Genomic DNA, 23,865 nt, shown 5'->3' with positions numbered 1-23,865 from the left:
ACAGCGCACAGCCGCTGGTCAGCAGCTTCCGAGACCCGGGAGAGCGGAGCATCGGCCGGCCCAGGAAGACCCGGCGGAGCCGCCCCCACCCAAGGCGCACGCCGGCCGATGTGCCCGAACAGGGAGGAGAGCGTCGCCATGCCCGACCGCGCCCCGCAGCCGGTGGACCGTCAACTGCCCACGGACGAGGCCCGGGATCTGATCTCGCTCGTCCGCGACATCGCCCAGCGCGAGATCGCCCCGAAGGCGGCCGAGGAGGAGGACGCCGGACGCTTCCCGCGCGAGGTCTTCACGCTGCTGTCGGAGTCGGGACTGCTCGGCCTGCCGTACGACTCCGAGTACGGCGGCGGGGACCAGCCCTACGAGGTCTATCTCCAGGTCCTCGAGGAACTCGCCGCGGCCCGCCTCACCGTCGGCCTCGGCGTCAGCGTGCACACGCTCGCCTCCTACGCGCTCGCCGCCTACGGCACCAAGGAGCAGCAGGTCGAGCACCTGCCCGCGATGCTGGGCGGCGGCCTGCTGGGCGCCTACTGCCTGTCCGAGCCGTCGTCCGGATCCGATGCAGCCTCTCTTCGTACCAAGGCGGTGCGCGACGGCGAGGACTGGGTGATCGCCGGCACGAAGGCCTGGATCACCCACGGCGGGATCGCCGACTTCTACACGGTCATGGCCCGCACGGGGGAGGAGGGGCCGCGCGGCATCACCGCCTTCCTGGTCCCGGGCGACGCCGAGGGCCTGAGCGGCGCGATGCCCGAGAAGAAGATGGGGATGAAGGGCTCACCCACCGCCCAGGTGCACCTCGACGGGGTCCGTGTCCCGGACGAGCGGCGCATCGGCGAGGAGGGCCAGGGCTTCGCGATCGCCCTGTCCGCGCTCGACTCCGGCCGGCTCGGCATCGCCGCCTGTGCGATCGGCCTCGCCCAGGCGGCGCTGGACGAGGCGGTCGCGTACGCCACGGGGCGGCAGCAGTTCGGGCGGCCCATCGCCGACTTCCAGGGGCTGCGCTTCATGCTCGCCGACATGGCGACCCAGATCGAGGCAGGCCGGGCCCTGTATCTGGCGGCGGCGCGGCTGCGTGACGCGGGGCGGCCGTTCGCCAAGCAGGCGGCCATGGCCAAACTGCACTGCACGGACACCGCGATGAAGGTGACCACGGACGCCGTCCAGGTCCTCGGCGGGTACGGCTACACCGCGGACTTCCCGGTGGAGCGCTATATGCGCGAGGCCAAGGTGCTGCAGATCGTCGAGGGCACCAACCAGATCCAGCGCATGGTCATCGCCCGTCACCTTGCGGGTCCTGAAACGCGCTGAACTGGCCTCGGGTGACCTGCGGGGCCGCCAGCCTGATCCACTCCGGGTCGTGGCGGCCCGGCAGGGTGCGGCCCCGGTCGGCCCAGGCCCGCATCAGTTCGCGGTAGATCGGCGGATCCTGCAGGTGCGGCGGCACCGACGCAACCGTCCCTGAGGGCGGCGGAACGAACACGCGGCGCTGACGCCCGATCACGGAATAGGTGGGGGTCATACCAGGGCAACGCGGAGGTAGGAGGACAGGTCACCCATCCGCGGAATCGAGCGTGAGTTCCCGGACGTCCGGCTCCCTCTCTGGCCTCCGCCAGCTGTCTGACGTACCGTCAGCCCAGCCGTCTCCAGGGAGGGTTTGGCGTGGCCGACGACCGCCCCGTACCACTCGACGAGTACCCCGTGCACCAGGTCCCGCTGTCCATGAAGCATGTGGCGACCGGGGACCGGAACGCCTACGACCGCTGTATCTTCCACGTCCTCGACCACGAGGGGCGCGCCCTGCTCATCGTGGGTCTCGGGGTCTACCCCAACCTCGGCGTGATCGACGCGTACGCGACCCTGCGGACCGGGGACGCCCTGCACGCCGTGCGCGCCTCGGACGCCCTGGGCGAGGACCGTATGCGGCTCGCCGTCGGCCCGCTCAGGATCGAGGTCGAGGAGCCGCTGCGGCGGCTGCGGCTGGTGGGTGACGACGACCTGTTGTCGTACGACCTCACCTGGACCGCCGGCTTCCCCGCCCTGTGGGAACCCCACCACCTCCAGCGCCGCGGCGAGCGGCTCACCCTAGAAGGGCGCCGTTTCGTCCAGGCGGGCGGTGTGGAGGGCGTGATCCGTGCCGCTGGTGAGGAGTTCCGGGTCACCGCCGGCGGATGGACCGGCACCCGCGACCGCAGCTGGGGCGTGCGGCCCGTACCGGGGGAGGAAGGCGGCCGCCTCGCGGAGGAGCACCCGACCGAGGGCTTCCACTGGCTGTGGTGCCCGGTGCGCTTCGAGGACCGCTTCCTCATGGTCGTCGTCCAGGAGGACGCCGACGGCTACCGCTCCCTGAACGACGCCACCCTGGTGCGCCCCGGCCACCGCGACCGCCAACTCGGCTGGCCCCAGCCGGAGATCACCTACCGCTCCGGCACCCGCCACCCGGACCGCGCCCTGATCCACCTCGGCGACCTGCGCAAACCCCAGGAACTGGAGGTCGAGATCCTCACCTCCTCGCCGCTGGCGATCGGCGCCGGCTATCCGCCCGCCGACGACTGGCAGCACGGCACCTGGCGCGGCCGCGGCTGGACGGACCGCCGTACCTACGACCTGACGCAGCCGCACGCCCTGGCCGCCTACGGGGTCACCGACCATGCCGCCCGCTTCCGGCTGGACGGCCGGACGGGCCACGGCATCTTCGAGCACGGCTCGTTCGGGCGGCACGATCCGAGCGGGTTCACGGACTTCACTTCGGTCGCACCGTAGGCGGTATGAGACATGGCACCCACTGCGCCCCGCCCCCGCACCACCACCCGCGACCCGGAGGAGCTCACCCGCCGCCTCACCGCCTGGCTCTCCACCCGGCTGCCGGGCGCCAAGGCGGTCGGCGTCACCGTTCCCGAGTCCAACGGCATGTCCAGCGAGACCCTGCTCTTCGACATCGAGCACCCCGAACCGCCCGTGCACCGCTGCGCGTTGAGGCTCGCGGCGGACCCGGCGGCGTACACCGTCTTCCCGGTGTACGACATGCCGCGCCAGTACCGCACGATGCGCGTCGTGGCGGAGCACTCTGACCTGCCCGTGCCGAAGGTGCTGTGGCTGGAGGAGGATCCCGGACCGCTCGGGGCGCCCTTCTTCGTGATGGAGCGCGTCGAGGGACGCGTGCCGCCCGACGTCATGCCCTACACCTACGAGGGCAACTGGCTGCATGCGGCGAGCGACGCCGAGCGCGAGCACCTGGAGGCGGCATCCATCGGGCTGCTGGCCCGACTGCACGACCAAGTACCGCCGAAGGCCGCCGAGTTCCTCGCACTCCCCGGCGAGGGCGACGCCCTGCGCCGCCATGTCACCGCCCAACGCGCCTACTACGCCTGGGTCGTCGACGGACGCGCCCGCTCGCCGCTCATCGAGGCCGCGTTCGACCGGCTGGAGGAGCTCTGGCCGGGCGATCCGGGCACACCGGTGCTCAACTGGGGCGACGCACGCATCGGGAACGTCGTCTACGACGGCTTCGAGCCCGCCGCCGTCCTCGACTGGGAGATGGCAGCCCTGGCCCCGCGCGAGGTCGACCTCGGCTGGACCGTCTACCTGCACCGCTTCTTCCAGGACCTCACGGTCGCCTTCGGGCAGCGCGGTCTGCCGGACTTCCTGCGCCGCGACCGCATCGAGACCCGCTACGCCGAACTCACCGGCCACACACCGCGCGACATGGACTTCCACACGCTGTACGCCGCGCTGCGGCACGCGATCGTCATGCTGCGGGTCGCCTACCGGCAGGTGCACTTCGGGGAGGCAGCCGTTCCGGCGGATCCGGACACACTGATCCTGCACCACGGCAGCCTGCGGGCCATGGTGCAGGACAGCTACTGGAATTGAGCGAGGCGGTTCAGGCGGCCTGACGGCGCATCGCCGGCACCCGCATCGGGCGCGAGCCCGGGCCGCCGACGTGCGAGAACGGCTGCGTCCGCCAGTCGAGTCCCTGAGGGAGCGTCAACAGGAGGGCGGTGTCCTGCTCCTGGGGCTCGGCCGACTCGTCCGTGGAGCGGGCCTCGGCCGCCCGGCGGCCGGTGCCGGCGCAGACCGTGAGGCCGAACGGGTTCCACGGCGAGGCGCACAGCGCATGCTCCGGCAGGACCTGCTCGTCCGCCAGCAGGGCGATGGGCTGCGCGCAGTCCGGGCAGATCACCCGGTACATCTCGAAGGTGTCGTACGCGTCGAGTTCGTCCTCGAAGGCGTCGGGTTCGACGCCCTCCGGCTCGGGCTCGACGACGGCCTGGAGCCGCTTGGGTGCGGTACGACCAGGGCGCTTAAGACTCTGCATGGGTTCTCCCCCTCGGGCTGGGCCGTTCGGGCACTGCGGCCTCGACCACAGCAAGCACTTCCCGCCCCGTCTCGGCGGTAATCACGGGAGCATCACGGAGACGTCTCGGCGGCTGTGTCCTTCGTCACATGCCGCCCGCAGGTGCCCGCGGCGGACGTTTTGTCCCCCGGACGGCTCACAGGCAGCTCTCGGGCACATCACAAAGCGGGTATGACCTGGACTGCTCAGGTATCCGAGGAGATCAAGCGCACTGTAGGTTCTTGCGTCATGGAGGAGCTGGACCGTCAGATCGTGCAGCTGCTCGTCAAGGACGGGCGGATGAGCTACACAGACCTGGGCAAGGCCACGGGCCTGTCCACGTCGGCCGTGCACCAGCGGGTGCGGCGGCTCGAACAGCGTGGCGTCATCCGCGGCTATGCCGCGGTGGTCGACCCCGAGGCCGTCGGGCTGCCCATGACCGCGTTCATCTCGGTCAAACCCTTCGACCCCAGCGCCCCCGACGACATCTCGGACCGCCTGGCCGGGGTCCCCGAGATCGAGGCCTGCCACAGCGTCGCGGGCGACGAGAACTACATCCTCAAGGTGCGCGTGGCCACACCGCACGAGCTGGAGGAGCTGCTGGCGCGGCTGCGCACGCTGGCGGGCGTCTCGACGCGTACGACGGTGGTCCTCTCCACGCCGTACGAGGCCCGGCCGCCGCGGATCTGACCGGACCGGGGGCGGAACGGCCGGGACGAGGGCGACCTGCGTACCGGGCGGCCCCGGTGACGCGCGAGACTGTTCCCCATGAGTGAGCGCAGCCCCGAGCCGAAGACCGTCCTGCTCCGCCGCGGAGAGGTCCACAGCCCCGCCGACCCCTTCGCGACCGCGATGGTCGTGGAACGCGGGCAGGTCGCCTGGGTCGGTTCCGAGGGCGCCGCGGACGCCTTCGCGGACGGTGTCGACGAGGTGGTCGACCTGGACGGCGCCCTCGTCACCCCGGCCTTCACCGACGCCCATGTGCACACCACCTCCACCGGCCTCGCGCTCACCGGCCTCGACCTGTCCGACGCACCCTCCCTGGAGTCCGCCCTCGCCCTGGTACGGGACTTCGCGGCGGCCCGCCCGCAGGACAAGGTGCTGCTAGGGCACGGCTGGGACGCCGCCCGCTGGCCCGGCGGCCGGCCCCCGACGCGCGCGGAACTCGACGAGGCCACCGGCGGCCGTCCCCTCTATCTCTCCCGCATCGACGTCCACTCGGCGGTCGTCACCACGGCGCTGCTCGACCTGGCCCACGGTGTCGCCGCAGCGGACGGGCCGCTGACCGCCGGCGCCCACCACGCCGTACGTGCCGCCGCGTTCGCAGCCGTGACGCCGGCCCAGCGCACCGAGGCTCAGCGCACCGCGCTCGCGCATGCCGCCTCCCTCGGTGTCGGCTCGGTCCACGAGTGTGCGGGACCGGAGATCTCCTCCGAGGACGACTTCACCGGACTGCTCCGGCTCGCGGCCGAGGAGCCGGGACCGCGAGTGATCGGCTACTGGGCGGAACAGGCCGAAGAAGGGGTGGAGAAGGCGCGCGAGCTGGGCGCGGTGGGCGCCGCGGGTGACCTCTTCGTCGACGGCGCCCTCGGCTCGCACACCGCCTGTCTGCACACGCCGTACACCGACGCCGACCACACGGGCACCGCCTACCTGGATGCCGCCGCGGTCGCCGCCCACGTCGTGGCCTGCACCGAGGCGGGCCTGCAGGCGGGCTTCCACGCGATCGGTGACGCGGCCGTGACCACGGTCGTGGACGGTGTGCGCGCCGCCGCCGAGAAGGTCGGCCTGGCCCGCGTCCGCGCCGCCCGGCACCGCGTCGAGCACGCCGAGATGCTCACCCCCGAGACGATCGCGGCCTTCGCCGAGCTGGGTCTGACCGCCTCCGTGCAGCCCGCCTTCGACGCGCTGTGGGGCGGCGAGGACGGCATGTACGCCCAGCGCCTGGGCGCCGACCGGGCCCGCACCCTGAACCCGTTCGCGGCCCTGCTCAGGGCGGGTGTCCCGCTGGCGTTCGGCTCCGACAGCCCGGTCACGCCGCTCGACCCGTGGGGCACCGTGCGTGCCGCCGCCTTCCACCGCACGCCCGAGCACCGTGTCTCGGTGCGGGCCGCCTTCACCGCCCATACCCGCGGCGGCTGGCGGGCGATCGGGCGGGACGACGCGGGCGTCCTGGTGCCCGGCGCACCCGCGGACTACGCCGTGTGGCGCACGGACGAACTCGTGGTCCAGGCCCCCGACGACCGGGTCGCCCGCTGGTCCACCGACCCCCGCTCCGGCACCCCCGGCCTGCCCGACCTGAGCCCCGGCCGCGACCTGCCGGTCTGTCTGCGCACCGTGGTCGGCGGGCGGACGGTGTTCGTACGGCCGGGCGAGTGATCTCCCGGGGTGGCGCGGCGCCGATCGACGCCCCCGGCGGCGTCGCACGACCTGCGTATCCTCCGCCCTGACCAGGGCATTGATGCAAAATACGCAGGTCAAACGGCTGTTGACAGCCGATGGCAGGGGGCCGGTAGGTTCGGCCGAGTCCACCACCGGACGCCCGACCGGGGAACTTCCGCGCACTCGTCGCAGCGCCGCTGGGTCAGGGACGGTGTGCCGCACCGGGGCACCGCCACTGGGAGCCAGGCTCAGCGCCCGCGCCGCGACGGGAGGAGAGTTCCGGCCGGTCTGGGAGGTGTGACCCGGGTGGGGCCCGGGCTCAGTAGACAACGGCTTTCGGTCGACCCGCAGCCAGCGGGCCCCAGGTCGGCCCGAAGGGCGCCGGGCCCCCATCCGTAGCTCCGCGAACCCGCCCGAAAACGCGCTCTTACCCCGCTCTTGTGGAATCGACACCACTATACGAACGTCCTGTCGCGTCATCGCAGGCCGTGGCCACTATGGTGGACCTCTGCGTACGGACACGAAGGGGCAGCAGTGAACGACGGCGACGGGACCCTCGCGGCAAAGGCCCAGGGGAGGCAGTTCGGCCCGCTCGGCACGGCCTTGGTGATCATTCCGACCTACAACGAGGCGGAGAACATCAAGTCCATCGTCGGCCGGGTGCGGAAGGCGGTCCCCGAGGCTCACGTCCTCGTGGCCGACGACAACAGCCCCGACGGCACCGGCAAGCTCGCCGATGAACTGGCCGCCGGAGACGACCACGTCCAGGTGCTGCACCGCAAGGGCAAGGAGGGCCTCGGCGCCGCCTACCTCGCGGGCTTCCGCTGGGGCCTGGACAACGGCTACGGGGTCCTGGTCGAGATGGACGCCGACGGCTCCCACCAGCCCGAGGAACTGCCCCGGCTGCTCACCGCTCTCAAGAGCGCCGACCTGGTCCTCGGCTCCCGCTGGGTGCCCGGCGGCCGGGTGGTGAACTGGCCCAAGAGCCGCGAGTTCATCTCCCGCGGCGGCAGCCTCTACTCCCGCCTCGCCCTCGCCCTGCCGCTGCGCGACATCACCGGCGGCTACCGCGCCTTCCGCCGCGAGACCCTCGAGGGCCTCGGCCTCGACGAGGTCGCCTCCCAGGGCTACTGCTTCCAGGTCGACCTGGCCCGCCGTGCGGTCAAGGCCGGCTACCACGTCGTCGAGGTGCCCATCACCTTCGTCGAGCGCGAACTGGGCGACTCCAAGATGAGCCGCGACATCCTCGTCGAGGCCCTGTGGCGGGTCACGGCATGGGGTGTGGGCGAGCGTGTCGCCAAGGTCACGGGCCGCGGCAAGAAGGCCTGACCGTCGCCCGACCGCACAGGGCCCGCGTACGGTCTCTCAGGCACGGGTGATCATTCGCTTATGCCGCACTGAGGCAGGCCCAGGCACACTGGATGCATGACGACAGGTGCTCAGACCCCCACGTACCCCGCCCGGCCCCGGCGCTCCAGGCTGCGGACGTTCCTGCCGCTCGGCGTCGCGGCCTGGCTGGTGCTGGAGATCTGGCTGCTGACCGTGGTCGCGGGCGCCTCCAGCGGGTTCACCGTGTTCCTGCTGCTGCTCGCGGGCTTCGTGTTCGGAGCTGCGGTGATCAAGAAGGCGGGCCGGCGCGCCTTCCAGAACCTCAATGAGGCGCTGCAGCGCGGTGGCACCCCGCAGCGCGGCGGCGGCAACGGCCTGCTCATGCTCGGCGGACTGCTCCTGATGATCCCCGGCCTGATCTCGGACGCGGTGGGTCTGCTCCTGCTGATCCCCCCGGTCCAGAAGGCCCTGAGCCGCTTCACCGAGCGCACCCTCGACCGCAAGCTGCGCGAGGCCGGACCCGGCAGCTTCGGTGACGCCTTCCAGCAGGCCCGCATCCACCGCCCCGACGGCAAGGTCGTCCAGGGCGAGGTCATCAGGGACGAGCCGGGTGGGGACGCCCCGCAGGGCCCGCGCCCGCCGCTGACCCCCTGAGAACGCGGCAGGACACACGACTGCGGGCGTCCACGTGAAACCCCGTGGACGCCCGCAGTCGCTTGCGTGCGTAGTTGGTCCGCCCGACCCCGGCAGGAACTAGGCCGACTTGCGGCTGTCCCGCGGGTGAACCGCGATGTTCATCGCGCCCGAACGGAGAACGGCCAGACGCTCCTCGAGGACCTCTTCGAGCTCCTCGCGGGTGCGCCGCTCCATCAGCATGTCCCAATGCGTACGCGCGGGCTTGGCCTTCTTTTCCTCAGGGCCGTCGCCGTCAACGAGGAGTGCCTGGGCCCCGCAGACCTTGCACTCCCACTCCGGCGGGATCTCCGCCTCGACCGAGAAGGGCATCTCGAACCGGTGCCCCTTCTCGCATGCGTACTCCACGGCCTGGCGCGGGGCCAGGTCGATGCCGCGGTCCGTCTCGTAGCTGGTCACCACGAGGCGCGTGCCGCGAAGAGCTCGCTCACTCATGAATCGTGCCTCCCGGGCTTGTCGCCCACAGGACAGGTGTCGCTGTCGTCGTCATCCGGTCAACGTCCGGTCGGCGGTAAAGATTCCCGTTCCGTGTCCCGTTCCGGGTCATGCGTCGCCGTCGTAGCCGCCCCTTGTTGTACCCACCAGCGCCCGGTTTGTCACATCTGCTAGCAGATGTCACCCAGCGTTTCGGCATCTTTGACGCGCAGTAACGGTACGCCTGGCAGGCCAAACGCGTACACTACAGCCCTTTCGCCGTGAGTGCTAAATCCTTTCGGGGACCGGATTGCCCGCATCCAGGATCGCCTGCCGCACCGGAACCCTTGCGAGCAGGGCAAATCCGATGACGAAGAAGGCCACGAGCGAGATGATCGCGTCGCGATAACTTCCGGTCAGCTGGTAGGTGATCCCGAACAGAAGGGGTCCGAGCCAGCTCATGCCCCGGTCGCTCATCTCGTACGCCGAGAAGTACTCGGCCTCCTTGCCGGGCGGGACCAGATGCGAGAACAGGGAGCGGGACAGGGCCTGGCTGCCGCCGAGCACGAGGCCGATCCCGGCCGCCAGCACGAAGAACCACACCGGCGCCCCGGCCGGCAGGAAGTATCCCGCTGCCAAGGTCACCGTCCACGCCACCAGCGAACCGAGGACGGTGCGCTTGGCTCCGTACGTCCGGGCCAGCCTTCCCATCCCCAGCGCGCCCGCCACCGCCAGCACCTGGACCATCAGCACGGCCGTGATGAGCGTGGACTGGCTCAGGCCCAGCTCCTGGGAGCCGTAGACCGAGGCCTGGGAGATCACCGTCTGGATGCCGTCGTTGTAGATGAGGTAGGCGAGCAGGAATCCCAGGGTGAGCGGTTTGCCGCGCATGTCCCGGACGGTGGACGCCAGCTGCCGCCAGCCGTGCACCGCGGGCGCCGAGGAGGTCGTACGGCGGTCGCGCAGCCGCTTCAGCGGTACGAGGGTGAAGGCGCCCCACCACAGGCCCGCGGAGGCCAGGCAGATGCGGACCGCCGTCGACTCGGAGACGCCGAAGGAGTCGTGCCCGGTGAACAGGGCCAGGTTCACGATCAGCATCGAGGAGCCGGCCGCGTAGCCGAAGGCCCAGCCGCGCGAGGAGACCCGGTCGCGGTCCTCGGGCGGTGCGATCTGCGGCAGGTAGGAGTTGTAGACGACCATCGAGACGGCCACGGACGAGTTGGCGACGATCAGCAGGAGGCCGCCCAGCAGATAGCGGTCACCGGACAGGAAGAACAGGCCCGTGGTGGCCGTCGCGCCCACATAGGCACAGGCGGCGAGCAGCGGCTTCTTCCGCCCCGTGCGGTCGGCTGCCGCCCCCACCAGCGGCATCACGAGGATCGACACGATCACGGACGCGGAGACGCAGTACGCGAAGAACGACCCGGCGCGCACCGGGATCCCCAGCGGGTGCACGAACCCGTCCGCGTCCGCCGCCGACTTGGCCACCGCCGTCAGATAGGGGCCCAGGAACACGGTGAGCACGCTCGTCGAGTAGACGGAGCAGGCCCAGTCGTAGAAGTACCAGCCGCGCTGCTCGCGCTGCCGGTCGATGACGTCCGTACGCACGGTGTCGGTGCTCACCCGTGCCCTCGCTTCCCCGCTGAAGTGCCGTGCGAAGGCTCGGGGGCGGGGGCCGGGTACTCAGGACCAGACGCCGCGTTCTTCCATGACCTTGCGCAACGTGTCGATGTGATCGGTCATGATGCCATCGACTCCCAGGTCCAGGAGCCGGTGCATGTGATCGGGCTCGTTGATGGTCCACACGTGCACCTGCAGCCCGCGCGCGTGGGCGGCGCGGACGAAGCGGTGGTCGACGACCTGGATGCCGGACTGCGACTCGGGCACCTGCGCGGCGACAGCGGAGGCACGCAGTGCGGCCGGGACGCCCCAGGAGCGCAGCCGCAGGTTGAGCACGCCACGCGTGCCGTACGACGTCGCCAGGCGCGGACCGGCCAGCCGCTGGGCACGCACCACGCGCGCCTCGGAGAAGGAGCCGACGCAGATCCGGTCCCACGCGCGCGTGCGCTCGATCAGGTCCAGGAAGGGGTGGAGCGAGGACTCCGCCTTCAGGTCGACGTTCCAGCGCACCTCGGGGAAGGTCTCCAGCAACTCCTCGAAGAGCGGCACCGGCTCCTTGCCCGCCACGCGCGCGTGGCTCACGTCCTTCCACGACAGGTCGGCTATGCGCCCGGCGCCGTCGGTCACCCGGTCCAGCGTGGAGTCGTGGAAGGCGACCAGCTTGCCGTCCGCCGTGGTGTGGACGTCGGTCTCGATGTAGCGGTAGCCCGCCTCCACCGCCCGCCGGAACTGCAGCACGGTGTTCTCCAGGCCGTCCGCGGCCCCGCCCCGGTGGGCGAAGGGGATCGGGCCGGGATGGTCGAGATAAGGGTGGCGTATCCGCGTGGTCACCGTCGAAGTATGGCTCTGCGGGGTTGCCCTTCGGCAACGACCGTGCTGCCGCCGGATGCCGACGGGACGTCGAACACCCGCAGGAAGAGCTGGGCGAGCGGGCCGATGGACACCGCGTAGAGGACCGTGCCGATGCCGACGGTGCCGCCGAGGGTGAAGCCCGTCACGACGACCGCCACCTCGATCGCCGTCCGCATCAGCCGGATCGAGCGGCCGGTACGCCGGTGCAGGCCCGTCATCAGCCCGTCCCGCGGGCCCGGCCCGAAGCGGGCGGAGATGTAGAGGCCGGTGGCCACGCCGTTGAGCAGGATGCCGGCCAGCAGGAGAGGGACCCGTACGGCCAGGGAGTGCACGCTCGGGACGAGGGCGAGCGTGCCGTCCATGGCGAGGCCGACCACGAAGACATTGGAGACCGTGCCGAGGCCCGGGCGCTGGCGCAGCGGGATCCACAGCAGCAGCACCGCCGCGCCCACGACGATCGACACGACACCGATGGTCAGGCCGGTGAGCTCGGCCAGGCCCTGGTGCAGCACGTTCCAGGGCTCAAGACCCAGGCCCGCCTCCACGAGGAGCGCGGAGCTCGCCCCGTATAGCGCGAGACCGATGTACAGCTGGATCAACCGTCGCCCGAGACGGTTCTTCGTGGACAAGAGGTGCCCCCCCTGTGGTCGCAGTGGCCTGGTTCGTGACACCCTGTGGCTTGGGTGGAAGCTTCATCCATGGCCAATCCGGGGAAGGTGGACTGATTTCCATGGCGACGTGGACTTCGGCGATGGGGGCGGCGCAGCTCGCCCGGCTGCTCAACTCCCAGCAGGACCGCCCGGCCGGGCCCGGCACCCGCCGACCGCCCGCCTACCGCGCGCTGGCCGACGGCATCCGGCTGCTGGTCCTGGAGGGCCGCGTTCCGGTGGCCGCCCGGCTGCCCGCCGAGCGCGAGCTGGCCCTGGCCCTGTCCGTCAGCCGTACGACGGTCGCGGCGGCCTACGAGGCGCTGCGCACCGAGGGATTCCTGGAGTCCCGGCGCGGCGCGGGCAGCTGGACCGCCGTTCCGGCCGGAAACCCGCTCCCCGCGCGCGGTCTTGAGCCCCTGCCGCCCGAGGCCCTGGGCTCGATGATCGACCTGGGCACCGCGGCGCTCCCCGCGCCCGAGCCATGGCTGACCCGTGCCGTCCAGGGTGCCCTGGAGGAACTGCCGCCGTACGCCCACACGCACGGCGACTACCCGGCGGGGCTGCCCGCGCTGCGTTCGATGATCGCCGACCGGTACACCGCGCGCGGGATCCCGACGATGCCCGAGCAGATCATGGTGACGACGGGAGCCATGGGAGCGATCGACGCGATCTGTCATCTCTTCGCGGGCCGGGGTGAGCGCGTCGCCGTCGAGTCGCCGTCGTACGCCAACATCCTCCAGCTGATGCGGGAGGCCGGGGCGCGGCTGGTGCCCGTGGCGATGGCCGAGGGACTGGACGGCTGGGACCTGGACCGCTGGCGGCAGGTGCTGCGCGAGGCCGCACCCCGGATCGCGTACATCGTCGCCGACTTCCACAACCCGACCGGCGCGCTCGCCGACGACGACCAGCGGCGTCAGCTCGTGGAGGCGGCCAGGTCGGCGGGGACGGTGCTGATCGCCGACGAGACGATGAGCGAGCTGTGGCTGGACGAGGGCGTCGAGATGCCGCGGCCCGTGTGCGGCTTCGACCCGGCCGGGTCCACGGTGATCACCGTCGGATCGGCCAGCAAGGCCTTCTGGGCGGGGATGCGCATCGGCTGGGTGCGGGCGGCACCGGATGTGATCCGCAGCCTGGTCGCCGCGCGCGCGTACGCCGATCTGGGCACCCCCGTGCTGGAGCAGCTCGCCGTGAACTGGCTGTTCAGCACGGGAGGTTGGGAGGAGGCCGTGGAAGTGCGGCGCAGCCAGGCCCGGGAGAACAGGGACGCACTGGTCACCGCGGTGCGGCGGGAGCTGCCCGACTGGGAGTTCGAGGTCCCGCGGGGCGGACTGACGCTGTGGGTGCGGACCGGGGGGCTGTCGGGCTCCCGGCTGGCGGAGGTGGGGGAGCGGGTCGGGGTGCGGGTGCCGTCCGGGCCGCGCTTCGGGGTCGACGGTGCCTTCGAGGGGTATGTGCGGCTGCCGTTCACCGTGGGCGGTGCGCTGGCCGACGAGGCGGCGATGCGGCTGGCGGCGGCGGCCCGGCTGGTGGAGAGCGGGGCGTCGGGGGGCGGGGAGTCGCCGCGGACGTTCGTGGCGTAGCTGCGACCTGAGGGGGGCGTTCCCCGGGACTGCGGCGTCCGGCGGCGGAACCTACTGCGCCTCCGCCGCCATGGCCTCCGCGGGAACCGGCTTCGCCTCGACCGGCTCCTCGTCGATGGGCACGACCTCGACCGGCACGGCCTCCAGCGGCACGGCCTCGAACGGCTTGGCCTCGGCGGACTCCTGGTCGGCCGGCGTGGTCCGCGGCGGCAACAGCGCCAGCACCGCCTTGCGGTGCGCCTCGCTCGCCGTGTCGTCGTACGGGTCCGGAGTCGACGGCACCTGAAGCCGGTGCACCGGGCCCGTGCCGAGACGGGCGTAGCCGCGGCCGGGCGGGACCTCGGCGGCCGGAGTGGTGGCCGGCAGGGCACCCAGAACCCCTGACAGCTGCTCGGCCGTCGCGGGGCCCAGCACGACACGCGCGCGTGTGTGCTGCCGTACGTCATCGCTCAGGGCTTCTGCGTGGTCGAACTGCTCGCCCACCACGACCGTCACGTTCACCGCCCGGCCGTGCCGGAGCGGGACCTGGAGCAGGGACTGCGGGTCCTCGCGCCCGTCCGCGGCGGCGAGATGGGTGAAGGCGCTCGGGCGGTCCAGGAGGAGCCACAGGGGACGCCTGGTGTCCTCCGGCGGCGGCTGCCCGGCCTGCCGGGCGCGGTTCGCGGCGATCAGACGGCGCTCCGTCTCGAGGGCGGCCCACTCGAGACTCGTCAGCGCCCCGGTCAGCCCGCACTCGACGGCCAGGACACCGTCCCGCCCGGTCAGACACGCGTACTCGCCGGTGCCGCCCTCGACGATCACGACGTCACCGTGCTGCAGCGCCTGCACGGCGATGGAGCGCAGCAGGGTCGAGGTGCCGCTGCCGGGCTGGCCCATGATCAGGAGGTGCGGTTCGGTGGAGCGGATGCCGGTGCGCCAGACGACCGGCGGGACGTCGCGCTTGTTCTCTCCGTAGGTGAGGGGAAGCGTGCGCTGGACCTGGGTGGGGTCCGTGAAGCCGAGGACCGTCTCGCCCGGCGCCGTGACGAATCGCTGGGCGGTGATGTCGGTGGGCAGCGGCGGCAGCACCGTGACCGTCAGCTCGTTGCCCTCTTCCTCCCATGCGAAGTGGTACTCGCGGCCGCGCCCCGACTTGGCGTGCAGCAGCTGTTCGATCCGGGCGCGGGACTCGGCCTCGCCGTCGGTGAAGTACGCCGGATAGCGGATCACGAGCCGGGTGACGCGGCCCGACTCGTCGAACTCGTACGCGGGGAAGGCCTTCTCCCACTCGCCGCCGTAGGTGTACAGGGGGGAGGGGTCCTCGGCGATCGAGAAGTACGGGATCAGGGCCTCGTACAGCGACTTGAGGCGCTGTACCTGGGACTCGTCCGGCCCTTCGGGCGCCGCCGGTCGGCGGTCCCGGCCGTGCAGGGCTGCCGCCGTCATCAGGCTGATGACGGCGAGCAGGGGGCCGTACGGCACGAGTGCCACGACCATGATCACGGAGGCCGCCAGGAACAGCAGCGGCCCCCGCCGGTCCTTGGGGGTGTCGGACCACTTGTGCCGCCCGGCCGCCGCCAGTCGGCGCAGACCGCGGGTGATCGTGATCAGCGGGTGGAGGACGTCGGTGGCGCTGTCGGCCGCTGTCCGGGCCAGCTCCCGGCTCCGGGCGAGCTGCATCCGGGCGATCTGCGCGTTGTCCTTGCTCAGGATGCGGGGGAGGGGGCGCCGGGCCACTGCATTCTCCTGGTGGTGCGTACGGGCGGGAGGGGCGGCGTCAGAACTTGATGCCGCCGAGGAGACTCGCGAGGCTCTCGCCGCCGGCCTTGATGCTCGGGGCGATCGCGGTGCTCGCGAGGTAGAAGCCGAACAGGGCCGAGACCAGGGCGTGCGACGCCTTCAGGCCGTCCTTGCGGAAGAAGAGGAAGACGATGATGCCGAGCAGGACCACGCCGGAGATGGACAGGATCATTTTTTTCTCCTGGTTCACGGGGACAGTCACCATGAGTACTTCCAGGATCACAGCATGTATCCATAGTATTAAAGGTGCAAATGGATGAATCTCGGTAGATTTCCCTCAAGTGGTCGAGTCGGGTCGGGTGGACCGGGCCGAACCCCGTGGCCTGCCTGGTCTGTGGTGATCTTTACCTCCGGCGGACCGGGCCATGTACCGCGGAAGCCAGTACCCTGGCGATTCACCTGAACGGTTGTATTTGAGAGGCGGTCCGGCCGATGACTGAAGCCCCCGACCCCGAGGTCGTGGAGCTGGCGACCAAGATCTTCGACCTGGCCCGGCAGGGGCAGACCGAGGCGCTCGTGGCGTACGTCGACGCGGGTGTTCCGGCCAACCTCACCAACGACCGCGGTGACTCGCTCGTGATGCTCGCCGCCTACCACGGACACGCGGACGCGGTACGCGCCCTGCTCGCCCGGGGTGCGGAGGGCGACCGGATCAACGACCGGGGCCAGACCCCGCTCGCCGGGGCTGTCTTCAAGGGCGAGACGGACGTCATCAAGGCCCTCCTGGAGGGCGGTGCCGATCCGGCCGCGGGGACCCCGTCGGCCGTCGACACGGCGCGGATGTTCGGCAAGACGGAACTGCTCGAGTTGTTCGGCGCACACTGATCCGAATGTTCTGACCAGCGAAAACACAGAAAACGGGGGAGGCGGTACAGGGCCGCCGAAATTTCGGTCGCGGCAGGTCGAAGTGCCGAGTCATCATGACGTCGTGATTCACGGACGCGATGGCTGGGCAGGTGTTGCCGCACCGCGCGGGCCGTGATGCGGTCCGCGAGGGCCACTGACGAGAGGCAGAGGAAGATGGTCTACAGCAAGCACGAGACGGCGGGCGCCCCGACGTTGTGTCACGCGGCCAGGTAATGCGTGTTCCCCGGTTGCGTCGACGCTTGATGTGAGGCTGTTTCCCATGTTCGATCCGGTCATAGCGCCCAGCGGTACGCTGCTCGGCCTGCTCCAGCGGGGCCGCGGCGACGGCACACTGCACGCGCTCACCGCCCCGCGCGCCGAGGCGCTCGCGGCGCTGAACCACTGTGTGCTGCGCGACCCCCGCCACGACTGGCAGGTGGAGAACCGCTCCCTCTACTACGCCCGTCTCTACCTCGACCTGAACGGCGAGCTGGACGAGATCGAGGCGCACCTCTTCGACGTCGAGGACGTCTTCGACACCGAGGAGTCCCGCACGGGACTGGCCCTGGCCGTTCTCGGCCACCTCGCCTCCTACGGCAGGCGGGACGCGCTCGAACTGCTGCGCAGGTACGCCGCCTCCGGCTCGAACTGGGCCTGGGCGCTCGACGAACTGGCGCTGCGCGACGACGACGCCGGCCTACGGGCCCTCGCGGCACCCGTGCTGGCCCGCTTCGCCACCGACGCCGAGGGCGAGGCCGAACTGGCCGCCGTCGTGCGTGACGCCTTCGAGCCCCGGCCGTGGCGGCTGTGGGCGGAGGATCCGCGCGAATCGATCGCCACGCGTGTGCGTGCCGCTCAGGAGACCGGCTGTTTCGACCGCTGGCAACGCCAGATGCGACCATCCGGGCCCCGTCCGGGGTGGAGTGTGCAGGCCGTGTTCGAGTGGGCCCAGCAGGGCGTCGAACGGGGCGCCGCGCTGCACGTCCCGGCCGCCCGCTGCCTCACCGCCGTCGCCGGCCCCGAGGACCGGCCCGAGATCGTGCAGGCCGCCAAGGACGGCACCGACGGAGCCCGCTGCACCGCCCTGCGCTATCTGGCCGACAGCAATGATCCCGACGCCCTCGATCTGATCGAGGGGGCCGTGCTCACCGGCTCACCGGCCGTCGTGGACGCCGCCGTCGACGCCTTCGAACGGATGCGCAGTGTCGCCGCCGTCGACCGGGCCCGCGGCTGGGCCCACCGGCCCGACCCCCTGGGCGCCGCCGCCGGCCGTATGCTCGCCTGCCGCGGGGGAACCGGGGACAAGGACCTCGTCCTCGGAGCGTTGCGCGAAGCCGTACGGGGCGAGGGCCCGGACGCCCCCACTCTGTGGACCCTCGTGGACGGCACCGGCCGGCTCGGCATCGCCTGCGCCGCCCCCGTACTGCGCCATATCTATCGCGAAACCGCCTCCTCCCATCTCCGCGGCCGGGCCGCCCGCGCCCTGGCCGCCACCGACCCCTCCTTCCCCGCAGGCTTCGCCGTCGAGTGCCTGTGGGACTGCGAGGAGACCACCCGCGAGATCGCCGCCCGGCACGCCGAGACCGGCGACGCACGGGTCGTCGAACAGCTCCGCCGGCTCGCCGCCGACCCGGCCGAGGAAGCCGAAGTGCAGACCGCCGTACGAAGTCGGATCGCACCCGAAGGACCCGCTGTCTGAACCGGCCCCACACGGGCTCCCCGGGCCGCGACAGGGCCACTGGATGAACAACGGGTGACCCGCGGGTCAGGCGGTCATGGACACGGCCTGACCTGCTCGGGTGTGCACAGTAACGCTCACGGGACGTTCATCGTTCGCAAAGATCCACTTTGACGCGACCACGTCCAGCCCGGCGACAACACCCGTATGCGTGTCGTCATAGTGACCGAATCCTTTCCCCCCGACGTGAACGGCGTGGCCCACTGCGCGCTCCAGACCGCCCGGCACCTCGTAGATCGCGGTCACCTTCCGCTCGTCGTCGCCCCGGCCAGCACCGCTCTTGCCGGTCGGGCCGGGACCGGGCCCGACGCCCAGGCGCCGTGTCCCGTCGTCCGTGTCCCCTCCCTCCCGCTCCCGGGCTATCCCCAGGTCCGTGTCGCCCTGCCCAGCCGGCGCCTCGCCGCGGCCGTCATCGAGCACCGGGCCGACATCGTCCACCTGGCCAGCCCCTTCGTCCTCGGTGTCCGCGGCATGGCCGTCGCCGCCCGGCTCGGCGTCCCGGCCGTGGCCGTCTACCAGACGGATCTGGCCGGATACGCCCGTACCTACATGGGCGCCGGCGAGGCCGCGGCCTGGCGGCGCATCCGCTCCGTCCACTCCGCCGCCGACCTCACCCTCGCCCCCTCCAGCGCCTCGATGCACGACCTGGAGACCCACGACGTGCCCCGGGTCAAGCTCTGGCAGCGCGGCGTGGACACCGTCCGTTTCCGACCGCACCTGCGCGACGAGGCCCTGCGCCGCGAACTCGCCCCGAACGGCGAACTGATCGTCGGCTACGTCGGCCGGCTCGCCCCCGAGAAGCACATCGAGCTCCTGGCCGGCGTCTGCGGCCTCGACGGAGTGAAGGTCGTGATCGTGGGCGACGGTCCGAGTCAGCCGAGTCTCGCCGAGGCGCTGCCAGGCGCGGTCTTCCTCGGCCGCCGCACCGGCGACGAACTCGCCCGGATCTACGCCTCACTGGACGTCTTCGCGCACACCGGCCCCTTCGAGACCTTCTGCCAGACCGTGCAGGAGGCCATGGCGAGCGGCGTCCCCGTCGTCGCACCCGCCGTCGGCGGCCCCCTCGACCTGGTCGCCCACGGGCGCACCGGGCTGCTGGTGCCGCCCCATGACGCGGACGCCGTACGGGACGCCGTACAGTCCCTGGCCGCGGACCCGGAGCGGCGGATCACCTTCGGCGCCACCGCGCGCGCCACCGTCGAGGGACGCACCTGGGCCGCCGTGGGCGACCAGCTGATCGGGCACTACGCGGACGTGCTCGCCGCGCGGCAGAAGACGGCGGTGGCGGCATGACCTCGTTGCGGATCGTGCGACTCGCGAACTTCGTCGCCCCCTCCTCCGGGGGCCTGCGCACCGCCCTGCGGGAACTCGGCAAGGGCTTCAAGGCCGCAGGACACGAGCCTGTGCTCATCGTCCCCGGCGAACGCGCCGACGACCGCGACACCGAGCAGGGACGGGTCATCACCCTGCCCGGCCCGCTGCTGCCCGGCACGGGCGGATACCGCGTGCTCACCGACAAGCGGCGGGTGGCCCGGGTGCTGGAGGAGCTGGCGCCCGACCGTCTGGAGGTCTCCGACCGTACGACCCTGCGCTGGACCGGCAAGTGGGCGCGGCGCGCCCGCATCCCCGCCGTGATGGTCTCCCACGAGACCGCCGACGGCGTCCTGCGCACCTGGGGGCTGCCGGAGGGCGCCGCCCGCCGCGCCGCCGACGCGCTCAACGTGCGAACGGCGCACACGTACGCGCGCGTGGTGTGCACCACCGAGTTCGCCGAGCGGGAGTTCGTGCGGATCGGCGCCCGCAATGTCGTACGGGCCCCGCTGGGCGTCGACCTGGTCGAGCGGCATCCCGCGCTGTGCGACCCGGGGGTGCGGGCCCGCTACGCGCGCGTGGCCGAGTCGCTGCTCGTGACGTGCACCCGGCTGTCGGTGGAGAAGCGGCCGGGCACGGCGCTGGACGCCCTCGAGGCACTGCTGCGGCGGGGGCGGCGGGCGGTGCTGGTGGTGGCCGGGGACGGGCCGCTGCGGCCGCGGCTCGAACAGCGGGCGCGGGAGCGCGGGCTGCCGGTCACCTTCCTCGGGCACGTCTCCGACCGCGGCGTGCTCGGTGCCCTCCAGGCCTCCGCCGACGTGTGCCTGGCACCCGGGCCCGCCGAGACCTTCGGGCTCGCCGCGCTGGAGGCGATGGCCTGCGGCACGCCCGTGGTGGTGAGCACGTCCTCCGCGCTGCCCGAGGTGATCGGATCCGCCGGAGCCGTCGCCGCGGACCACGGGGAGGCCTTCGCGGACGCCGTCGAGATGCTGCTCGAACTCCCGGAGCTGGAGCGGCGCGAGGCCGCACGCGCGCGTGCGGAGTGCTTCGGTTGGAACACGGCGGTGGATGCGTTTCTCGCCGCGCACGACGCGCCGGTGCCGGTACGTCCTTTCGCGCCCGGGGGCGTGGCATGAGACCGGTGCGTTTCGTCGCCCTCGGGGACTCGCTGACCGAGGGCGTGGGCGATCCCGTCGCCGACGGGTGGCGCGGCTGGGCCGCGCTGCTCGCCGGTGGGCTCGCCGAGGAGCCCGTGGAGTTCACCAACCTCGCCGTCAGCGGCGCCCAGACCCGGGAGGTGCTGGAGCAGCAGACACCGGCCGGGCTCGCCCTGCAGCCGGACGTGGTGTCCGTGGTCATCGGCGTCAACGACACCCTGCGCTGCACCTTCGACATCCACGCCGTGGCCGAACGGCTCGACAAGGTGTACGCCGCCTTCACCGAGCAGGGCGCGACCCTGCTCACGGCCTGTCTGCCCGACCCCGGCTCGATGCTCGGCCTGCCCGGCTCCCTGGCCCGTCCGCTCGCCCGCCGGCAACGGGCGGTCAACCGGGTGGTCCACGCCCTCTCCGACCGCTACGGGGCCGTCCATCTGCACGCGGCCGAGGAAGCCTGGATCACCGACCGAGCGATGTGGAGCGCCGACCGGCTGCACCCGGGCGAGCAGGGGCACCGGCAGCTGGCCGTGCGCTTCCACTCGCTGCTGGCAGAAGCGGGCCGCGCCGCGGGTGTCGCGCCTTCGCCGGAGCCGGAGTTCCCCGTGCCCACGCGGTCGGCGAGTCTGTTGTGGCTGGCCACGGCGGGTACGGCGTGGGTGGCACGGCGGTGCACGGACCTGCTGCCGCAGCTGCTGACGCTCGCCGCCGACGAGATGCGGCACCGGGTGCGCGGGACCAGTGCGCGGCTGGATCTGCGGGCCGCTGCGGCGGTTTCGGCAGCCTTGGCTGCGGTTTCTGTTGTGGAGCAGCCGGATGCGGCGTGAACGCGGTGCGGTCGGTGGGCCGCTTCCGGTTCGTTGCGGCTGGTCGCGCCCACGCGGCGGAGCCGCAGACCGATTCAGCCCCGCGCCCCTTTCGGGGCGCTAACGGCCTCGCGTCCTCATGAAGCGGACCGGTGTGCCCGGCGCTGCTTGGGCTGCGGCAGAGAGGTCCTGCGGGCGGACGACCGCGATCACCGGGTAGCCCCCAGTGGTCGGGTGGTCGGCCAGGAAGACGACCGGTCTGCCGTCCGGCGGGACCTGGATCGCGCCCAGCACCATTCCCTCGCTGGGGAGTTCGCCGGGCAGGGCCCGTTGCAGTGCGGGGCCTTCCGTGCGCAGGCCGATGCGGTTGCTCGCGGCGGACACCCGGTACGGGCGGGACGTGAACGTACGCAGGGCCTCGGGTGTGAACCAGTCGTCCCGCGGTCCCAGTGTCACCCGTAGGACGAGTTCGGCCGGAGGTGCGGGCTGTGGAGCGAAGTCCACGCGCGCGTGGACGTGTTTCGGCGTGCCCAGGGGGAGCACCATGCCGTCCGTGAGAGGTGCGGGGCCGAGACCGGACAGCAGGTCCGTCGAGCGGCTGCCGAGTACCGGCTCGACGGTGATGCCGCCCGAGACGGCCACATAGCTGCGGACTCCGGAGACGACGGCGCCGACCTCCAGGAGCGCACCCGCGGGCACGCACACCGGGGCTCCCCAGGCGACCGGCCGGCCGTCCACCGTGACCGGGCAGGGGGCGCCGCCGACCGCGACCGTGGCCGTCGAACGCGGCCGCAGGGCACACCCGTTCACCGTGGTCTCCAGGACGGCCGCCTCGGGCGGGTTGCCGACCAGCCGGTTGACGAGCGCCGCCGCCGGGCCGTCGAGCGCACCGGAGCGGGGCACGCCGAGGTGGGCGTGGCCTGGGCGCCCCCGGTCCTGCACGGTGGTGAGCGCTCCGGCTCGTACGACGACGAGTGCGCGGTCCGTCACGGGCACCCCACCGGGACGAAGCGCACGCGCGTGCCGGGCGACAGCAGCGCGGCCGGCACGCGCGCGTGGTCCCACAGCACGGCGTCCGTGCGCCCGATCAGCTGCCAGCCGCCCGGCGACGAGCGCGGGTACACGCCCGTGTACGGACCCGCCAGCGCCACCGAACCCGCCGGGACGGCCGTGCGCGGGGTGGCCCGGCGCGGGACGTCGTACAGCGGCGGCAGGCCGGTGAGGTAGCCGAAGCCCGGGGCGAACCCGCAGAAGGCGACGCTGAACTCGGTGGCCGCGTGGATACGGGCCACTTCCTGCTCGCCGACGCCCCAGTGGGCGGCGACGTCGGCGAGGTCGGGACCGTCGTAGCGCACCGGGATGTCCACGACCGCCTGCTCGCGAGGGGGAGCGGGGGGCACCTTTGAGGCGGTCAGTTCGGAAGCCAGACGGACCGGGTCGTCGAGGCCGTCGAGCAGGACGGTGCGGGCCGCGGGGACGATCTCGCGCACCGTGAGCAGGCCGTCCGCACGGCGCCGCAGCACCTCGGCGTGCAGGGCCTGTGCCTCGTCCCCGGAGGACACCTCGACGAGCAGGGCGCTGTCCCCGACGGGCAGCGCCCTCATGCGAAGGCCTCCACCCGGATGCCCGACTCCTGCAGGCGTTCCCGGACGCGCCGGGCCAGTTCGACGGCGCCCGGCGTGTCCCCGTGCAGGCACAGGGAACGCGCGCGTACGTCGACGCGCGCACCGGAGTGCGAGATGACCGTGCCGAAGCGGGCCAGGCCCACCGAGCGTTCCACCACGGTCTCCGGGTCGGTGACGACGGCGCCGTCGTGGCCGCGCGGCACGAGGGTTCCCTCCGGGGTGTACGCACGGTCCGCGAAGGCCTCCGTGACGGCCGGCAGGCCCGCCTTGGCGGCGCGTTCCAGCAGGCGCGAGCCGGGCAGTCCGAGGACGGGCAGCGAGGCGTCGGCGAGCCGTACGCCGTCCACGACCGCAGCGGCCTGCTCCTCGTCGTGCACGACGCGGTTGTAGAGCGCGCCGTGCGGTTTGACGTACGACACGCGCGTGCCCGCCGCGCGCGCGAAGACCTCCAGGGCGCCGATCTGGTACGCGACCTCGGCCGCGAGCTCCGCGGGCGGCACGTCCATCGCGCGCCGCCCGAACCCCGCCAGATCCCGGTAGGAGACCTGGGCACCGATCCGGACGCGGCGCTCGGCCGCCAGCTCGCACACCCGCCGCATGGTGGCCGCGTCCCCGGCGTGGAAGCCGCAGGCCACGTTGGCGCTGGTGACGACGGACAGCAGCCGCTCGTCGTCGGTCAGCTGCCAGCGGCCGAAGCCCTCGCCGAGGTCGGCGTTCAGATCGATCGAGGTGGTCATGGATCCTTCGTGT

At 72.3% G+C, this 23,865-nt stretch carries 24 protein-coding genes; 13 read left to right on the top strand and 11 right to left on the bottom strand.

Annotated elements, in window-relative coordinates; translation table 11 throughout:
• The first annotated feature begins 138 nt into the window (after positions 1-138).
• On the top strand, positions 139-1,311 hold the full coding sequence (locus tag ACFY1E_RS13335; protein WP_389075028.1) for an acyl-CoA dehydrogenase family protein: 1,173 nt from the start codon (positions 139-141) through the stop codon (positions 1,309-1,311).
• On the opposite strand, the gene ACFY1E_RS13330 is transcribed toward ACFY1E_RS13335, so the two are convergent.
• Complete coding sequence (locus ACFY1E_RS13330; RefSeq protein ID WP_389075025.1) at positions 1,274-1,522, bottom strand: hypothetical protein; 249 nt, start codon at positions 1,520-1,522, stop codon at positions 1,274-1,276. The two genes, ACFY1E_RS13335 and ACFY1E_RS13330, sit on opposite strands and share 38 nt — an antisense overlap.
• A 140-nt stretch (positions 1,523-1,662) precedes the next feature.
• On the opposite strand from ACFY1E_RS13330, the gene ACFY1E_RS13325 reads away from it, so the two are divergent.
• Positions 1,663-2,763 (top strand): hypothetical protein, encoded by a 1,101-nt coding sequence (locus tag ACFY1E_RS13325; RefSeq protein ID WP_389075023.1) that lies wholly within the window; start codon positions 1,663-1,665, stop codon positions 2,761-2,763.
• 12 nt (positions 2,764-2,775) lie between these two features.
• Positions 2,776-3,873 carry a phosphotransferase family protein gene (locus ACFY1E_RS13320; protein ID WP_389075021.1) on the top strand — a complete coding sequence of 366 codons (1,098 nt, stop codon included), beginning with the start codon at positions 2,776-2,778 and terminating at the stop codon, positions 3,871-3,873.
• Between the two features lie 10 nt (positions 3,874-3,883).
• Here ACFY1E_RS13320 and ACFY1E_RS13315 read toward each other — a convergent pair whose 3' ends face one another.
• The gene (locus ACFY1E_RS13315) at positions 3,884-4,318 is read right to left on the bottom strand and encodes a hypothetical protein (RefSeq protein WP_389075019.1); all 435 of its coding nucleotides are present in this window, start codon (positions 4,316-4,318) and stop codon (positions 3,884-3,886) included.
• A gap of 267 nt (positions 4,319-4,585) precedes the next feature.
• Here ACFY1E_RS13315 and ACFY1E_RS13310 point away from each other — a divergent pair, with 267 nt between their 5' ends.
• The 4 genes from ACFY1E_RS13310 (at position 4,586) to fxsA (ending at position 8,701) form a co-directional block, all read left to right on the top strand.
• Entirely contained in the window at positions 4,586-5,026 is a 441-nt protein-coding gene (locus tag ACFY1E_RS13310) for an Lrp/AsnC family transcriptional regulator (protein WP_030946711.1), read from the top strand.
• Between the two features lie 78 nt (positions 5,027-5,104).
• The gene (locus tag ACFY1E_RS13305) at positions 5,105-6,715 is read left to right on the top strand and encodes an amidohydrolase (protein WP_389075016.1); all 1,611 of its coding nucleotides are present in this window, start codon (positions 5,105-5,107) and stop codon (positions 6,713-6,715) included.
• 537 nt (positions 6,716-7,252) lie between these two features.
• Positions 7,253-8,047 (top strand): polyprenol monophosphomannose synthase, encoded by a 795-nt coding sequence (locus ACFY1E_RS13300; protein ID WP_389075014.1) that lies wholly within the window; start codon positions 7,253-7,255, stop codon positions 8,045-8,047.
• 96 nt (positions 8,048-8,143) lie between these two features.
• Positions 8,144-8,701: an FxsA family membrane protein gene (gene fxsA, locus ACFY1E_RS13295; protein WP_389075011.1), complete on the top strand. Its 558-nt coding sequence runs from the start codon at positions 8,144-8,146 to the stop codon at positions 8,699-8,701.
• Between the two features lie 99 nt (positions 8,702-8,800).
• Here the strand turns inward: fxsA and ACFY1E_RS13290 are convergent, their stop codons facing one another.
• The 4 genes from ACFY1E_RS13290 to ACFY1E_RS13275 all read right to left on the bottom strand — a co-directional run bounded on the left by ACFY1E_RS13290 (position 8,801) and on the right by ACFY1E_RS13275 (position 12,255).
• Entirely contained in the window at positions 8,801-9,175 is a 375-nt protein-coding gene (locus tag ACFY1E_RS13290; protein WP_003977404.1) for an RNA polymerase-binding protein RbpA, read from the bottom strand.
• A gap of 267 nt (positions 9,176-9,442) precedes the next feature.
• A complete protein-coding gene (locus ACFY1E_RS13285; protein WP_389075009.1) occupies positions 9,443-10,777 on the bottom strand; it encodes an MFS transporter in 1,335 nt (444 codons plus the stop codon).
• Positions 10,778-10,837: 60 nt separating this feature from the next.
• On the bottom strand, positions 10,838-11,605 hold the full coding sequence (locus ACFY1E_RS13280; protein ID WP_389075006.1) for a glycerophosphodiester phosphodiesterase: 768 nt from the start codon (positions 11,603-11,605) through the stop codon (positions 10,838-10,840).
• A complete protein-coding gene (locus ACFY1E_RS13275) occupies positions 11,602-12,255 on the bottom strand; it encodes a YitT family protein (RefSeq protein ID WP_389075004.1) in 654 nt (217 codons plus the stop codon). The genes ACFY1E_RS13280 and ACFY1E_RS13275 overlap by 4 nt, the downstream gene beginning before the upstream one ends.
• Before the next feature lie 101 nt (positions 12,256-12,356).
• Here ACFY1E_RS13275 and ACFY1E_RS13270 point away from each other — a divergent pair, with 101 nt between their 5' ends.
• Positions 12,357-13,856, top strand: coding sequence for a PLP-dependent aminotransferase family protein (locus ACFY1E_RS13270; RefSeq protein WP_389075003.1), 1,500 nt, complete (start codon positions 12,357-12,359; stop codon positions 13,854-13,856).
• A gap of 51 nt (positions 13,857-13,907) precedes the next feature.
• Here the strand turns inward: ACFY1E_RS13270 and ACFY1E_RS13265 are convergent, their stop codons facing one another.
• Both ACFY1E_RS13265 and ACFY1E_RS13260 read right to left on the bottom strand, forming a co-directional pair.
• Positions 13,908-15,572 (bottom strand): ATP-binding protein, encoded by a 1,665-nt coding sequence (locus tag ACFY1E_RS13265; RefSeq protein WP_389075002.1) that lies wholly within the window; start codon positions 15,570-15,572, stop codon positions 13,908-13,910.
• Between the two features lie 40 nt (positions 15,573-15,612).
• The gene (locus ACFY1E_RS13260) at positions 15,613-15,807 is read right to left on the bottom strand and encodes a hypothetical protein (RefSeq protein WP_016434155.1); all 195 of its coding nucleotides are present in this window, start codon (positions 15,805-15,807) and stop codon (positions 15,613-15,615) included.
• A 260-nt stretch (positions 15,808-16,067) separates the two neighbouring features.
• Between ACFY1E_RS13260 and ACFY1E_RS13255 the strand changes: the two genes are divergently transcribed.
• The 5 genes from ACFY1E_RS13255 (at position 16,068) to ACFY1E_RS13235 (ending at position 21,511) form a co-directional block, all read left to right on the top strand.
• Positions 16,068-16,460 (top strand): ankyrin repeat domain-containing protein, encoded by a 393-nt coding sequence (locus tag ACFY1E_RS13255; protein ID WP_123963814.1) that lies wholly within the window; start codon positions 16,068-16,070, stop codon positions 16,458-16,460.
• Between the two features lie 301 nt (positions 16,461-16,761).
• Positions 16,762-18,180, top strand: coding sequence for a HEAT repeat domain-containing protein (locus tag ACFY1E_RS13250; RefSeq protein ID WP_389074999.1), 1,419 nt, complete (start codon positions 16,762-16,764; stop codon positions 18,178-18,180).
• 186 nt (positions 18,181-18,366) lie between these two features.
• Positions 18,367-19,512, top strand: coding sequence for a glycosyltransferase family 4 protein (locus ACFY1E_RS13245; protein WP_389074996.1), 1,146 nt, complete (start codon positions 18,367-18,369; stop codon positions 19,510-19,512).
• A complete protein-coding gene (locus ACFY1E_RS13240; RefSeq protein ID WP_389074994.1) occupies positions 19,509-20,666 on the top strand; it encodes a glycosyltransferase in 1,158 nt (385 codons plus the stop codon). Before ACFY1E_RS13245 ends, ACFY1E_RS13240 begins: the two co-directional genes overlap by 4 nt.
• Positions 20,663-21,511 (top strand): SGNH/GDSL hydrolase family protein, encoded by an 849-nt coding sequence (locus tag ACFY1E_RS13235; protein WP_389074991.1) that lies wholly within the window; start codon positions 20,663-20,665, stop codon positions 21,509-21,511. Before ACFY1E_RS13240 ends, ACFY1E_RS13235 begins: the two co-directional genes overlap by 4 nt.
• A gap of 99 nt (positions 21,512-21,610) precedes the next feature.
• On the opposite strand, the gene ACFY1E_RS13230 is transcribed toward ACFY1E_RS13235, so the two are convergent.
• Genes ACFY1E_RS13230 through ACFY1E_RS13220 form a run of 3 tightly spaced genes read right to left on the bottom strand, consistent with a single transcriptional unit; the run spans position 21,611 to position 23,852 of the window.
• Entirely contained in the window at positions 21,611-22,480 is an 870-nt protein-coding gene (locus tag ACFY1E_RS13230) for a biotin-dependent carboxyltransferase family protein (protein WP_389074988.1), read from the bottom strand.
• Positions 22,477-23,094 (bottom strand): allophanate hydrolase subunit 1, encoded by a 618-nt coding sequence (locus ACFY1E_RS13225; protein ID WP_389074986.1) that lies wholly within the window; start codon positions 23,092-23,094, stop codon positions 22,477-22,479. The genes ACFY1E_RS13230 and ACFY1E_RS13225 overlap by 4 nt, the downstream gene beginning before the upstream one ends.
• Entirely contained in the window at positions 23,091-23,852 is a 762-nt protein-coding gene (locus ACFY1E_RS13220) for a LamB/YcsF family protein (RefSeq protein WP_389074984.1), read from the bottom strand. Before ACFY1E_RS13220 ends, ACFY1E_RS13225 begins: the two co-directional genes overlap by 4 nt.
• Between the last annotated feature and the right edge of the window lie 13 nt (positions 23,853-23,865).

The sequence above is a fragment of the Streptomyces sp. NPDC001604 genome (assembly GCF_042893475.1).
Taxonomy (GTDB): domain Bacteria; phylum Actinomycetota; class Actinomycetes; order Streptomycetales; family Streptomycetaceae; genus Streptomyces.
Note: the sequence above shows the minus strand (reverse complement) of the source record. Positions and strands in the feature narration are given on the sequence as shown.